A 14622-nucleotide genomic window follows, 5' to 3' on the forward strand; every position below is an offset into this window, starting at 1 on the left:
AGGAACCTCCGGGGTTTCTCACCGCTTCGTGGACGTGTGGTCGTGGAGTTCGGGCCAGGTGGCACCTGGCTCGTCGTGCTCATCCGCCGGTCGCGCGCGGAGCTTCACGTCGCGCCACCACACCCGGCCTCCGGTCAGCAGAGCGTGGAGCCGGCCCTGCGAGAGGGCGATGTCGAGGACATCGGCCACAGGTAACCCCTCGTCCCACCGGACACCGACCTCACCGGTGGCGGCCACCGACCAGATCGCGGTACGGGTGAGGACCGCCAGGCCCTCACGACCACCTGCCACGGCCCGGATCCCCTCGTCGAGCTCGGCCCATGTGGACCAGTGGCCGTGCTGGTCCCGCGCGCACAGCGTGCGACCGAGGCTCACGAGCGGCGGGTCGGCGACGGAGCGGACAAGCGGCCACGGTGTCTCCGCCCGTACCTCCCGCGCCCATGAAGCGCCCTCGTCGGTCGAAGCCCAGAGCTGGATCGCGCCCATCCGCGGGTCGCGGGTCGCCGCGAGGACGATGCCAGCGGTGACCTGCAGGACGACGAGGGGGAGGACTCCGAACGGCGCCGGGACCGACTGCCAGCTCACACCGCTGTCGGTCGTACGCAGCAGATGGTTGCCGTGCCGGGCGGGTGCCGCCAGTCCGAACCCGTCTGGCCGGAACGACAGGACTCCCGCATGACCGTCCTCGCCCGCCACGACGGCGGTCCAGGCGGCGTCGCCTCCCGCGTTCCGGCAGAGCCCCGCCGGCCCCGACGCGACCAGGGCACCGTCAGGCGCGACCGCGAGTGCCGTCAGCGGGAAGGGGGTGTCAGCCAGAGCGGACCAGGTAGCGCCCTCTCCGGCGGAGGCTTCCGGTCGCACCACACCCGACCGTGCGCCCCCGACCGCCGGGCGTCCGTTCACCAGGAGCAACCGGTCGAGGTCGTGGGTAGGTGCGGCGTGAGCGGGGCGCCACGTGGCGCCGGCGTCGGCGCTCGTGACCAGGCCGCCGGCGGTCCCCGCGTACACCGCCCCGTTGTGCACCGCCAGGCAGAGGACCGTCCGCGCGGACCCGCCGTCGTCGGCGGCGGCGGTCCAGGTCGCTCCGGCATCGACCGAACGCCAGAGCCCGGCGTCGGTGGTTCCCACCAGCAGGGTTCCGTCGTCGAGGGCAACCACCGCCGTGACCTGACCGTCGACCCTTCCGCCGGGTGTCCAGGTACGCCCGCCGTCGCGGGAGGTGAAGGTCTGCCCCGACTCGCTCGCCGCGGCGAGGACGCCCCCAGGAGTGCCGGTGACGTCCGCGTACGCGATCGCCGCGACCGCCACCCCCTGAGTCCCCGCGGACCGGCGCCACGCCTTCACACTCGTCGTCGCCGTGAAGATGCCGTCCGCCGTCCCCGCCAGCACGGTCCCGCCCGGACCGACGCAGAGCGTGCTCACCTCGTGGTCGTCGAGCCCGAAAGTTGCCGGGGCCCACGACCGGCCTCGATCGAGGCTGCGGAGCACACCGTCGCCGAGGGTGCCGGCGAGCAGGAACCCCGTGTCCTCCTGCCGCTCACCATCCCCGACGGGCGGGATCGCGACGAGTGCCGCGACCGGAGCGCCGGACCCCTGCACGTCGGCCAGTTCGGCTTCGCCGTCGCGGTGGCGGACGATGCCCTCGGCGCCGCCGGCCACCAGCCAACTGCCGCTACGGCAGATGGCCGCGACCGAGGTGAGTGCCGTCGCGATCCCGGGAACGGCATCAGCATGGGGAACTGCGCGGGTGCCCAGGTCTCCGCCAGAGCTGGGACCCGGGCCGCCGTCGAGGCGCGCCAGCCCGCCGACACCACCGATCCACAGCCGATCGCCGTCCGCCGCGAGGGCGAGCACCGGCGTGGTCAGCTCGATGTCCGGCAGCTGCCGCCATGGGGATCGCTCAGCCACGGCCCGACACCACCTCGGCGGAGACGAGCAGCGCGGCCGTCTCGCCCCCGGCCTCCAGCGCGACCGACAGGACACCGGCGACATCGCAGATACCCGCGGAACGCATGTCGACGAAGGTGTTCGTCAGCACGTCGACGCCATGGCCCGGACCCAGCTCCAGCGCCTTGCTCAACGCCACCCTCGGCTCGCGCCGGCCGCCGTTGTGGACGATCTGCAGGAACGGCGCTTCGAGACCGGTACACACGGCGTCGATGCCGAGCATCTCGTCGGAGGTCGCGCAGTCGTCCCGGTGGGCGCGTACCCGCGGGATGCAGTCCAGGAACGCCACACCGCCACCTGGTACGACGCCGTCGCGGAGGGCTGTGTGCAACAGGCGTACGGCCTTTCTGGCATTGTCCTTGCGGCCTTCGATCTGCTGGCTTGTCGCCGCGCCGACGCGCAGGGCACCCACCCGACCGGAGAGCCGGGCCTGTCGTAGCCACAGACGTTCACGGGTGGTGCGTTCCTTGGCCTGCGTGGTCTGCTCGAGCTCCCACGCGCGGGTACGCAGCCGGGCCGCCAGCTCGGCGATCGCGTCCGCGTCACCGTCGCCGCCCTGGATCGTGACGTACCCCTTCTGCACGACAGCGCGGCGGAGCCGGCCGAACCACGCCGGCTTGAACGACTCCGGCGGCCGACCCAGCTCGCTCGCCAACACCTCCGCGCCGGTCAGCAGCGCGATGTCGGCCAGGTCGTCGGACAGGTGCGTCTTCGACGTCGTGACCACGACAGGTGCGCTCACCAACGTGCCCCGGAGGTCGTTGAACCCGAACATCGCGAGCGCAGCGTCAGACACCTCGCGCGCGACCACGAGCACCGGCGGGCGGCCGGGGACGCCCAGCGTCGCTTCGAGCATCGGACGTACCTGCTCGACTGTCTTCAGCTCCACGTCGGCGACCACCACGACCGGATCGACCAGCGTCAGCTCGGTACTCGCCCCAGACAGCAGGTCCGGATCCGCCGGCCGGCCGCGCCAGCGCGCGCCGTCGATGAAGTCATACGACAGGGTCATCGGCTCGTGCTCTTCGATCTGGACGGCGCCGTCGACCCCGAGTACGTCGAGCATCTCGCCCACGACCGCGGCCAACTCGGCGTCCCCGGTCACCGCAGCGGCGAGGCCGACGAGACCCGACGCCGGCGTTCTGTCGAGGGAAGCCACCGGAGCGGCCTGGTCCTTGAGCGCGTCGCACGCGGCGGCGACACCGACCTGGATACCGCGCCGGACTAGAACCGGGTTGGCGCCCGCCGCCACCACCCGCGTGGCATGCCTGAGAATCGACCGGGCAAGGACCGTCGCCGTGGCACCGCCGTCGCCGTATCCCCCACCGACCCGGCGTACCATCTCGCGGACGAGCGCGGCGCCCGCGCTGCGGCGCCGACCTGGCAGCGCCGTGATCCGCCGCGCGATCGTGGCCGAGTCGACCAGGCTCTCCGCCGAGCCGCGGCCGACCTCGCTCAGCACGACGCCCTGCGCCGGGCCGAGAGTCACGGCCAGGAGCTGCGCGAGGGTGTCGAACCCGCCGCGCAGCTCGCGCAACGCCTGTTCGGCGTCGTCGCTTCGCCAGGTCTGCGATGCCGTTCTCATGGGACCAGGGCCTGCGCGCTGTCTGCGTCGAAGAGCCGCATCCCCTCGGCAGCCACGCCCACCCGTACCGGATCACCGGGGCCGAGGTCGCCTTCCTCACCCGCGCGGAAAACGACCGCCAGCGGCTTCTTCTCCCGGGTCATCAGCCGGACGACCGTCTCGCCGATGAGCGGCTCGACGTCGGTCACCTCGCCCTCGAGAGTGCCGGCGCCGTTCTCCGGTCCGAGTACGAACGCCTCCGGGCGGATGCCGACTGTCACCTTCTCCTTGCCGTACCGCGCGAGGGCGGGACGCCAACTGTCGGGCAACACCAGACTGGCGTCGTCTGCCACCGCGACGTAGGAACCATCGGAGTCCTGGAGCCGGGCGTCGAGCAGGTTCATCGGCGGAGTGCCGACGAAACCCGCGACGAACGTGTTGGCGGGGCGTTCGACCAGCTCGCCCGGTGGACCGGCCTGTTGCACCTTGCCGTTGGCGACCACCGCGACCACATCACCCATCGCGAACGCCTCGCTCTGGTCGTGGGTGACGTAGACGCTCGGCTTGCCCTTCTCCCGGTGCAGCGCCATGATGTCGCGGCGCAGGCGGTACCGCAGCTTGGGGTCGAGATTCGACAACGGTTCGTCGAAGAGGTACGCATCCGCGTCCTTGACCATCGCCCGCCCGAGCGCGACTCGCTGCTGCTCGCCACCGGACAGATCGGTGATCGGAGACTTCAACAACGGCGTGAGGTCGAGCTTCTCGGCCGCGGCGCGGACGCGTTCCTCGATCTCCTTGCGGCCGACCCCACCGCGCGCCTGCAGGCCGTACGCCATGTTCCCGAACACGTCCATGCTCGGATAGAGGCCGTACTCCTGGAACACCATGCCGAGGTTGCGGTCCCGCGACGGCAGCGACGTCACCGGCCGGTCGTCGATGAGCACCTCCCCCGAGTCCGGCTGCTCCAGACCGCAGATGATGCGCAGCGTCGTGGTCTTGCCGCAGCCCGACGGCCCCAGCAGGACGAGGAACTCCCCTTCGGCAACGCTGAACGACAGGTCGTCGACCGCGAGATGGTCGCCGAGTCGCCGGACGAGGTTGCGAACTTCAAGACCAGGCACAGCGCTTCCTCCATTCCGAATCGGTCGGTCGCGTCGTCATCTCGCCGCCGCATGCGCGACGACGTCCTTCATGCCGGCCCACTCTCGCCAGATGTCGGTCATGCACTCCCACCTGACCTGTTCGTGGTCGACATGGCTGAGCCGGAAGAAGATGGCGTAGCGGATGTGTGGGGACGCGTTCCCCGTGATGCCGTGGCCCAGCTGGTAGTGCGCGAGCACGGCGTCGCCTGCCCGGGCGGTCACCTGTTGTGGCTCGGGAAGCTCGACCGGCGGCATGCCCTGCAACAGAGCGGCAGGACCGTGCTCGCGGAAGTACCTTTCGTAGCGTCGATGCGTACCCGGCCAGACGGTGAAGTTGCCCGAGTACGGTCCCGGAACATCGCTGAGGAAGACACCGATTAGTGCGGTGAAATTGCGGATCTCCCCCTTCGGCACACCATTGTTCGGCGAATACATCCCGTCGATGTGCGGATGCGGCTCATGCGGCGGGTCGGTGGACGGGAACCGCAACGCCACCTGGCCGGCCCCGCGTGCGCCGGGCGCGATCTTTCCTTCACCGATGGCCGACTCCGCCAGCTCCCACAGCGGGGACTTCGTCAGCAGATCGGTGATGGCCGAGGTGGTCTGCACCTGCGGGGTGTACGACTGGGCGCGGAACTTCTGCAGCTGGTCCGGTGGAATTCCCTGCGAACCGAGCGATGCGTTGATCGCCTGCAAGGCAGCGTTGACGTACTCCTCGGGGACGATACCGGGGAGCTGTACCAGACCATTCTTGTACAGCGCCTCTTTCTGCATCCGCGTCAACTGCATGGAGCACCCTTCGGTCGTCGTACTTCCTTGTTCAGCTGGTGCTGTGGCTAGGTGCGTGGAGCAGTGGAGCTTCGCTCGACGAGATGGACGCGCAGGCGGGTATCGCGCACGCCCATCTGCGGATGGCGGACACGTTGGGCGAGGTTCCAGACCGCCTGCATGCCCAGGTGTTCCTTGTCGACCGCGATCGTCGTCAGTCGCGGCACGGTTTGCGCGGCCATGTCGATGTCGTCGTAACCGATGACGGAAAACTCGTCGGGCACCGCGATCCCCTTCTCACGCAGGAGATCGATGGCGCCGATGGCGGTGTTGTCGTTGCAGCAGAAGACGGCGGTCGGTGGCGTGGGGAGGTCGAGCAACGCCCGCATCTCGTCGCGCCCGCTTTCGGCGCTGAGCCGGCCCTCGCGGACATAGGCGTCCTCGACCGGGATCCCGGACTCGGTCAGCGCATCCCGATATCCGGCGAACCGCGCCTCGATGGAGGTCGCCGTCGACGGACCGGTGATGATGGCCGGCGGCGGATCCCGGTGACCGAGCTCGAGCAGATGCATGGTGGCCAGGTAGCCGCCCCGATGGTCATCGGCACACACGCTGTCCACCGCGACACCGGCGGCATGGTGGTCGATCACCACGCACGGGGTCCCGGTGCGCAGGATCGCGGTGATGTACTCGGCAGACACATAGCCGGCGAGGAGAAGCCCCTGAGCTTGTCGACGCTCGACGATGAGCGGCATCTGGTGGTGCGAGCTCGGCTCGTCCCGCAGGGTCTCCAGGACCAGCGACAGGCCGAGCTCGCCGACCGCCCACTGCGCGCCGTACAACACCGGGCCATAGAACGGGTTCGACGGGCCGACGTAGTGCTCAGCCCTCGCCAGCAGGCCGAAGGTCGTGATGCCGGTCGCGAACTCCTTCGTCTGGCGTCGGCGTGGGTGATAGCCGATTTCCGAGGCCGCGGCCAGGACCGCCGCCCGCGCTTCGTCCGACACCGAGGAATTGCTGGTGAACACGCCGGAAGCGGTACCGACGGAGACGCCAGCGCGTTGCGCCACATCCCGCAGAGTCGACCGCCGCCGCGTACCCACACCACGCAACCCCTTCGTTTCAATGAACGTTCAGGGAACAACGTTGGCTGGACCTTACGCGCAGGAAACGGGGGTGTTCCATGCCTGTGTCCCAAGATGGACAGGCAGGCGTACGACGCCTCGGCGTCCAGGGCGACGCCATGAAGGTTCCACTGAACGTTCAGCGGCGCAAGGGTGTTCAGGACTCGTGCGGCACCGACGTGATCAGTGCTTCTAGTCCGGCAGCGTCGAGCAGGTCGACGGGACGAACCGTCAGGCAGTGGCGGACGTAGTGGAAGGCCGCGCCGACGCGTTCGAGTGGCAGCCCGGTGAGCTGCGCCCACGCCAGCCGGTACGCAGCGAGCTGAACGGCGCGGGCGGCCTCCTCCGCGGGATCGGTGGGTGGACGCCCGGTCTTCCAGTCGACGACCTCGATCCCGGGTGCGCCCACGGCGTCCGATGTCGCGGCAGGTCCCGTCTCCACCGCGCCGGGAAGGCCCGTCTCCGACTGGAGAGAGAAGACGGCATCCGCGCGTCCACGGACGACCACCCCCGCAAGCACCAGCTCGAACGGCACCTCGACCTCTATCGGCTGACGTTCTGCCCATTCGGAGGCAAGGAAGGCTTGCTGCAATGCGGCCAGCTCCTCGTCCGGCGCCGCCTGCCCGTCGGCCGAACCAGGAAGCTCGTCGACGTCCAGCAGCTGCGGCTTGCCGTACCTCGCCTCCAGCCAAGCATGGAACGCGGTTCCCCGGCGGGCCAACGGGTTGGGCGCGCGGGGAACCGGCCGCCGGATCGCCCGGGCGAGCGCGTCGGGATCCTGGCGTAGCTGGACCAGCTGGCTCACCGACAGGCGTTCGGGGAGTTCGACGACGAGTTCGTGCCGGGCCTGGCGACGCGCCCGCTCGGCCAGCAGCAGGTCGACGTCGCGAGCCCACTCATCCGCGGCATCCGAGGTGTCCGTCGCAGGCCCGGTCTGGCTGACCGCCGCAGGTTCACCGGTTTCGGCGGCCGGAGCGACGGAGCCACGGCCCGCCGTGATCTGCTCGGCGGCCGCGGACACCAAGGCGGCTCCGGCCGCGATGTCGCCTCGCCGGTCGGCAGTGAGCGGGTCATAGGGCCACGCGTGTCGTGGCGGATCCGCCGTCACGGGATTGCCGGCCGAGACGTCGACGTCGGCACACCACACAGGGACGGTCCCCGCACCGGAGCGGCACGCCTCGGCGACCTCACGCAGATACTCGCCCGGTTCCCGTGGACGCCTGGTCTCGTCCCAGCGGTAACCCGACCACACCACCAGCTGGCGGGCTCGCGTGGTCGCGACATAGGCGAGCCGGCGTTCCTCGAGCCGGGACCACTCACCGCACTCCTGCGCGAAACGGTCGAACGCCTCCTTGACCTCGCGCTGGTCGCCGGCCGGCTCGACGTCGAGCACCGGCAACACGTCGGCGTCACCACGCAGCGCGAACGGCAGGGCGCCGACATCGGTGAGCCACGCCTTGTCCTTGGCACTCGCGGCGGGGAAAACGCCCTCGACGCCACCGGGGACGAACACGACGTCCCACTCGAGGCCCTTCGCTCCGTGCACGGTGAGCACCTGGATGCGTTCCTCGGCCACCTCCGCCTGGCCAGGTTCCAACCCGCGCTCCTCCGCATCGGCGGCGTCGAGATAGGCGAGGAACGCCGGCAGGGACGCACCCTCACCGCTCTCAGCGAACGCGACCGCGACGTCGAGGAACGCATCGAGGTCGGCGCGGCTCACCGCCACATCACCGGTGCGGGCCGCGACCTCCACGTCGAGGCCGAGGGTACGGACGACATCGGCCACGAGATCGACCAGCGGCTGACCGGCCCGGCGGCGTAGTGAGCGGAGCTCGTCGGCGACCGCCCGCAGCCGCCGATATCCCTCGCCGGACAACCGGACGCCGCCCGACGTCCTCCCGCCGTTCGGCACGTCTTTGTCCGGCCGCTCCTCGTCCGCGCCCTCTCCGTTCGGCGCGACCTCGTCCGGCGCGACCTCGTTCGGCGCGACCTCGTTCGGCGCGACCTCGTTCGCGGACTCGTCCTTCGGGAGCAGCCGAGCTGGCATCGCGTCGAGGGCATCCAGGGCATCGACGATGCTCGCGTCGTCGACCTCATCCGCGGCGTGCTCCGCAGTGGCTTCGGCCCTTGGCCCGGCCGTACTGGCCGGCTCGGCCTCCCCCCGCGCCGCCTCGGACGTGCCGGCCGCCTCGGACGTGCGGGCCGCCTCCGTCGTGCGGGCCGCCAGCATCCGCGCCCACATGCCCAGGGCCGCCAGGTCCCGCGGGCCGATCCGCCAGCGCGCGCCGGTAAGCAGCCGCATCAGCGCGTCGCCCCGACCCGGATCGGCGAGCACCCGCAATGTGGCCACAACATCGGAAACCGCAGGCGTGGTGAGCAAACCACCGACGCCGACGATCTCGACCGGCAGGCCGGCATCCCGCAACACGTGGGCGATCCGGTCGATCTGGCTCCGTTTGCGGATGAGCACCGCGACGGTACGGCCAGGCTTTCCCCGTGCTCGCAGGCGAGCGTCCGCATCCCAGATCGCCTTGGCCCGCTGCGCGATGTCGCGCGCCTCGTCGTCGACGGTGTGATGAAGCGCCGCGACCACCTTGCCGCGGCGGTTGGCCGGGTGCGCCGTCAACTCGCGTACGTCAAGACCGCCTTGACGCAACGGTTCGGCGAGCACATTGGCGACCTGGAGTACGGCGGAGCCGTTGCGGAAGCTGGTCGTCAGATCCCGAGTGCGGGCGAGCGTGCCGTCGGAGGTACGAAAATGCCGGCCGAACGCCGTCAGCGTCGCCGCGCTCGCCCCTCGCCAGCCGTAGATCGACTGGCAGGGATCGCCGACGGCCGTGATGGGATGTCCGGTCGACCCGCCGAAGAGCCCGCGCAGCATCACCAGCTGGGAGTGGCTCGTGTCCTGGTACTCATCCAGCAGGACGACGCCGTAGCGGGCCCGCTCCTGCTGCCCGACCTCGGCGAATCCTTCAGCCAGCTTGGCCGCAAGAGCCGCCTGGTCGGCGAAGTCGACCGCCTCCCGACGTCGTTTCTCCTCCTCGAACGCCGCCACCAGAGGCAGGATCTGCAGCCGGGTCCGTTGCCGGGCAAGCGCGTCGGCCACGTCTGCGTACAACGCCTTGCGCGTCCGCGCGACCGACGGTTTGGCAGCCACCGAGGCGTGCAGGCGTTCGGTGAATTCGATGATCCTCTCAGCCGACACCAGGTGGCCGCTCATCTCGCCGTGCAGTGTCAAGACAGCGTTGACAATGGTCGAGAACGCCTGATCGACGGCGTCCATCGACCCGTCGTAGGACTCAGCGACGCGGGTGGCGTACTGCCAGGCCATCGCCGGCGTCACCAGTCGCGAGCCTGGCTCTCGCCCGAGCCGCAACGCGTGTTCGGCGACGATGCGCTGCGCGTAGGCGTCATAGGTGGACACCGTGACATCGCCCGGCGACCCGTCGACGTCGCCGTCGAGCTCCACATGCCCACGGGCGCGGAGTTGGGAGAGCCGGCGCCGGATCCGCGCGGAAAGTTCGCGGGCGGCCTTGCGGGTGAACGTGAGACCCAGAACCTGTTCAGGGAGTACGAACCCGTTGGCTACCAGCCACACGACCCGGGTCGCCATGGTCTCGGTCTTACCCGATCCCGCGCCCGCCACGATCACGCCGGGTTCCAACGGCGCCTCGATGACCGCCGCCTGCTCGGGCGTCGGCGGGTGCAGGCCGAGCAGGCCGGCAAGCTCGGGCGCCGTGTAGCGGACGCCGCTCTCGCGCTGGAGCGGCAGACCCAGCTGGGTCGTCATGGTGTCACCTGCCCACCCTCGGCGTGGACCGGGCACGACCGGCGCGAAACGCACACGCCGCACCAGCGGTTCTCGGTTCCGGGGAACTCGGCGCCCGCCATGCCCTCGGCGGTGTCCGCGACCAGGCGTTCCGCCCAGTCCGGATCCTCGGCGTCGGTCAGCGCGGGCTGGCGTTGCTCCGACACCTTCGTACCACTGCCCAGCTGGACGAGCATCGCCCCACCGGGTTCGCCCTCCGCTGTGGCGAACCCCTTCTTGGCGACGGCGAGTTGGTAGGCACCGAGCTGTGGATGCTCGGCCAGGTCAGCGGCCGCCGGCTTGCTTCGACCGGCCTTGAGATCGACGATGACGAGACGTCCGTCGGGATCGCGTTCGAGCCGGTCGACGCGCCCGGTGAGCCGGGCCCGGCCGATGTCCACCTCGAAGTCCTCTTCGGCGGCGACCAGTTCGCGGGGATTGGCGCGGAGCCAGCCGGCCAGCCGCTCGACGATCGTCGCGGCCCGGTCGTGCTCCTTGACGGAGTACCACCCGGTGCCGGTGTCGAGCAGGGCCCACCGTTGTTCGAACACCTCGGGCAGGTCCGCCACGTCGACGTTTCCGGCCGCCACCTCGTAGGCGAGCGCGTGGACCAGCGTGCCGACGCCCTGGCTCAGCGCGTCGCCCGCGGTGCCGCCGCAGCTTTCCAGCAGCCAGCGCAAGGCGCACCGGCTGAACGCCTCCACCTTGCTCGGCGAGACGCGCACGGTCTCGCCGGCGCCGCGGAGCGCCCGGTCGTCGGACAGCGGCGCGAAGGCGTACCACTGTGCGGGGTCGGCGCCGCGGATGCCTGCGGCCGCGAGGCGGGCAAGTTGGTACGCCGCGGCCCGCCGTCGCTGATCGGCGCCTTCGCGATCCGCAGTGTCCGCACCGTTCGCTCCGTCCCCCTCATCCGCGGCGTTCGCTCCGTTCTCACTTTCCGCGCCGTCCCCACCGTTCACGCCGTCTGCCCTGGCGCGACCGTCCGCACCGGCGGCCGGAGCACAGACGACCGAACGCAACTCGGCGACGACCGCGGCCAGGTCGAGTCCTCGCGGTACGCGCGTGACGGGGCGTTCGTCACCTGCGCCGGTCCACGGCAGAAGTTCGTCGAGGAACCGGGACGGGTGCGCCTCTTCGCTCGACACGGCCGTCACCACCAGCCGTCGCCGCGAACGCGTCACCGCGACGTAGAACAGCCGGCGTTCCTCGGCGAGCAGGTGGCTCACGGTCGTGACCGGCGAGGCGTCGCGGCCGGCCACCAGGTCGACGAGAGACTCCGAGCCGAGCAGCGATCCCCGCAGCCGCAGGTCGGGCCAGACGCCTTCCTGTACGCCGGCGACCGCCACCACGTCCCATTCGAGGCCCTTCGCGGCGTGCGCGGTGAGCACGGCAACGGTCTCGCCCTCGGGCGCGCGCGGCGCGAGCGTGTCGGCCGGGATCTCCTGACCCAGCACGTGATCGAGGAACACCTCCGGCCCCGCCGCCGGCAGCCGGTCGACGAATCGCGCCACGGCGTCGAACAGCGCCGTCACGGCGTCGAGGTCTCGGTCGGCGGCCGCTCCGCCCGGTCCGGCGCCGGCTGCCTGCCGCGCCCACCGGTCGGCCACCCGGCTGGTCGACCACATCGCCCACAGCACCGTCTCGGCCGTCGCCGCCGGGACAGCGATCGCCTCGCGTGCCGCGGTCAGCAGGCGGGCGATCCGGGCCGCCGGAGCGGTGGCGATCGGGTCCAGGTCCACCAACGCGGCCGGGTCGTCGAGCGCCTCGACCAGGAGTACGGACGACGACCTGCCCCCACCGGTGGACAACTCGTACCGGCGAAGCTCCTGGCGCAGGCGCCGCAGGGCTAGCGCATCGGCACCTGCGTACGGACTGCCGAGCAGGTCGACCGCCAGCTGCGGATCCAGGTCGCACCGGCCGACGGCGAGTTCGAGCAGGGTGAGCAACGGTCGAACGGCCGGCTGGTCGACAAGGGGCATCTCCTCCAGCCGTACCGTCGCGGGTACGCCAGCCGACGTCAGCGCGCGACGCAACAGCGGAATGTGCGTCGCCGCCCTGACCAGTACCGCCATCCGCGACCAGGCCACCCCGCCGACCAGGTGTGCTTCGCGGAGCTGCTGGGCGACGAAGGCGGCCTCCTGGTTGGCCGAGCGCAGCAGGTGCACCTCGACCTCACCCTTCGGCAGCTCCGGTTCGGGCACCAACGACCGGTGGGCCGTGGGGCCGCCGAGCCGGCGGGCGAACCGCCGGGACGCGTTCAGCAGCACCGGACCGGACCGGCGACAGCGACCGAGGGCGACCGTGTCCGCCTCCTCGCCGTCGGCGCGCCGGAAGCGTTCGGTGAACCGCCGGATCCCGTCGATCTCCGCACCCCGGAACGCATAGATGGACTGGTCGGGATCGCCGACCACGGCCAGGTCTCGGCCGCCCCCGGCGAGCAGCGACAGCAGCTCCTCCTGGGCGGGGTCGGCGTCCTGGTACTCGTCCACGAACACGGCAGTGCGCGTCTCCCGCTCCCGCGCGAGCAGTTCGGGATCGCTACGGAGGAGGTCGACCGCCGCGCGGACCAGCTCGGCCGGGTCATAGGCCGGAGCCTCGGGCCGAAGGGCGGTGATCGCGGCGTACTGCCGGGCGAACTTCGCGGCCGCCACCCAGTCGTCGCGACGCTCTCTGCGACCCAGCGCCCCGAGTGCCCTCGGGTCCAGCCCACGCTCGGCCGCCCGGAGCAGCAGGTCCCGCAGCTCCTGGGCAAAGCCGCGGGTGAGCAGCGCCGGTCGCAGCCGCTTCGGCCAGTCCTTCGCCCCGAACTCGTCGACGTCGCCGCGCAACAGGTCGCGGATCACGAGATCCTGCTCAGGGCCGGACAGCAGTCGCGGCATCGGCCGGTCGTGCAGGACCGCCTCACCGCGCAAGAGGCCGAAGGCGTAGGAATGAAACGTCCGCGCCAGCGGCTCGCGGATCGTGCGGTCGAGTCGCGCGGCGATCCGGTCCCGCAGTTCGGCCGCCGCTCGGCGCCCGAACGTCAGAAGCAGCACGCGCGCCGGATCGAGCCCGTCGCGTTCGATCCGGTCGACGGCCGCCTCGACCAGCGTCGTCGTCTTGCCCGTGCCCGGGCCGGCGAGCACGAGCAAGGGACCGCCACGGTGCTCGACGACCTGGCGCTGTGCGTCGTCGAGTGCGGGTGCGGTCTGGTGCGTCGCAGGCCTGTCGTGAGTACGCCGGACCAGTCGATAGGTCGGAGCCGCCTCGGCGCGCCCGCTCGTGGCGACTCGATGCGTTCCGGACATGCTCGGCATTCCATCAGAAAGCACGGACAGTGCAACGACCGACGCCCGCCTGCCGCGTCCGGTGGCGGCAAACGTGGTCGATCCGGCAGGGGATCGCCACGGTGTTGGACTCCGACGCGACGCGACCATTGCCCCTTCCGCATTCTCCAACGATGAACAGCCGTCCACACCGCGCCCTTTCGGTGGATCTTCCACAGGCGCCGGATCGCGTAGTGGTCGAGATTGTCCGTGAATGCGTACTGTGTGACCGCACATAAGCCGGTCGTGCTCATAGCCGCAGGACGGGGGTTCGCGAGAGTGCGTTACGACAACGGTGAGGAGCCATCCGGCGAGCTGACCGCGACTGACCCGACCGGATGCGTCCAGGTGCGGCTGGATCCTCACTCTGGACGTCTGACCGACGTTGCACTGACGACGCGTTGGCGAGACAAGGTGGGTGTCGCCGGAATGGCTGAGGCAGTGATGTACGCCGTCATCCAGGCGCGCCTCAGCTACCTCGACTCGCGGACCAATGTGCCCGAAGACCATCCACCCGCCGCGACGGCACCACTCCTGGAGCCGGATGCGCTGGCGGGACTGACGCCCGAGGCGCAGCGCGAAGCCTGGCATCGGGTGGCCGACCTGTTGGAGTCGGTCAACTCCGAAGCTGCCGCTACCATCAGCCGGCTGCAATCCACGACTGCTGACGGCCCCGACTCTCATCCCGGACACACCGGGAGCGATGACCACCGGAATGTTTCGGTTACGTTGAACGCATCTGGCGCCATCTCCGGGCTCACCCTCAGCGAGAAGTGGCTCGGCTCGGCTTCGACCGAACGTGTGGTCGAGGCCCTTCTGGAAGCATTTCATGCGGCTTACGAATCACTCGACGCTGTACCTGGATACGACCAACCGTCCCAGACGCCGGCGGCTGACCGCATCATGGCTTTGACCAACGACCCTGCCCGCTTGGCGCGGTGGCTGCGACAGGAGGAGGACTGAC

Annotated in this window: 8 protein-coding genes; 1 reads left to right on the top strand and 7 read right to left on the bottom strand. The window is 70.7% G+C overall.

What is annotated here, in order from left to right:
• Positions 1-18: 18 nt before the first annotated feature.
• From ABNF93_RS20785 to ABNF93_RS20815, 7 genes are all read right to left on the bottom strand, one after another.
• Positions 19-1908: a WD40/YVTN/BNR-like repeat-containing protein gene (locus ABNF93_RS20785; RefSeq protein ID WP_349329787.1), complete on the bottom strand. Its 1890-nt coding sequence runs from the start codon at positions 1906-1908 to the stop codon at positions 19-21.
• Positions 1901-3532, bottom strand: coding sequence for a TCP-1/cpn60 chaperonin family protein (locus ABNF93_RS20790; protein ID WP_349329788.1), 1632 nt, complete (start codon positions 3530-3532; stop codon positions 1901-1903). Before ABNF93_RS20790 ends, ABNF93_RS20785 begins: the two co-directional genes overlap by 8 nt.
• On the bottom strand, positions 3529-4632 hold the full coding sequence (locus ABNF93_RS20795) for an ABC transporter ATP-binding protein (protein WP_349329789.1): 1104 nt from the start codon (positions 4630-4632) through the stop codon (positions 3529-3531). Before ABNF93_RS20795 ends, ABNF93_RS20790 begins: the two co-directional genes overlap by 4 nt.
• A 36-nt stretch (positions 4633-4668) precedes the next feature.
• Positions 4669-5442: a phytanoyl-CoA dioxygenase family protein gene (locus ABNF93_RS20800; protein ID WP_349329790.1), complete on the bottom strand. Its 774-nt coding sequence runs from the start codon at positions 5440-5442 to the stop codon at positions 4669-4671.
• Between the two features lie 47 nt (positions 5443-5489).
• Positions 5490-6524: a LacI family DNA-binding transcriptional regulator gene (locus ABNF93_RS20805; RefSeq protein ID WP_349329791.1), complete on the bottom strand. Its 1035-nt coding sequence runs from the start codon at positions 6522-6524 to the stop codon at positions 5490-5492.
• A 178-nt stretch (positions 6525-6702) separates the two neighbouring features.
• Positions 6703-10335, bottom strand: a complete 3633-nt coding sequence (locus tag ABNF93_RS20810) for an ATP-dependent helicase (protein WP_349329792.1) — start codon at positions 10333-10335, stop codon at positions 6703-6705.
• On the bottom strand, positions 10332-13640 hold the full coding sequence (locus tag ABNF93_RS20815) for an ATP-dependent helicase (RefSeq protein ID WP_349329793.1): 3309 nt from the start codon (positions 13638-13640) through the stop codon (positions 10332-10334). The genes ABNF93_RS20810 and ABNF93_RS20815 overlap by 4 nt, the downstream gene beginning before the upstream one ends.
• Positions 13641-14087: 447 nt before the next feature.
• Between ABNF93_RS20815 and ABNF93_RS20820 the strand changes: the two genes are divergently transcribed.
• Positions 14088-14621 carry a hypothetical protein gene (locus ABNF93_RS20820; RefSeq protein WP_349329794.1) on the top strand — a complete coding sequence of 178 codons (534 nt, stop codon included), beginning with the start codon at positions 14088-14090 and terminating at the stop codon, positions 14619-14621.
• Position 14622 lies beyond the last annotated feature (1 nt).

The organism is Actinopolymorpha sp. B9G3 (assembly GCF_040120725.1).
GTDB lineage: Bacteria > Actinomycetota > Actinomycetes > Propionibacteriales > Actinopolymorphaceae > Thermasporomyces.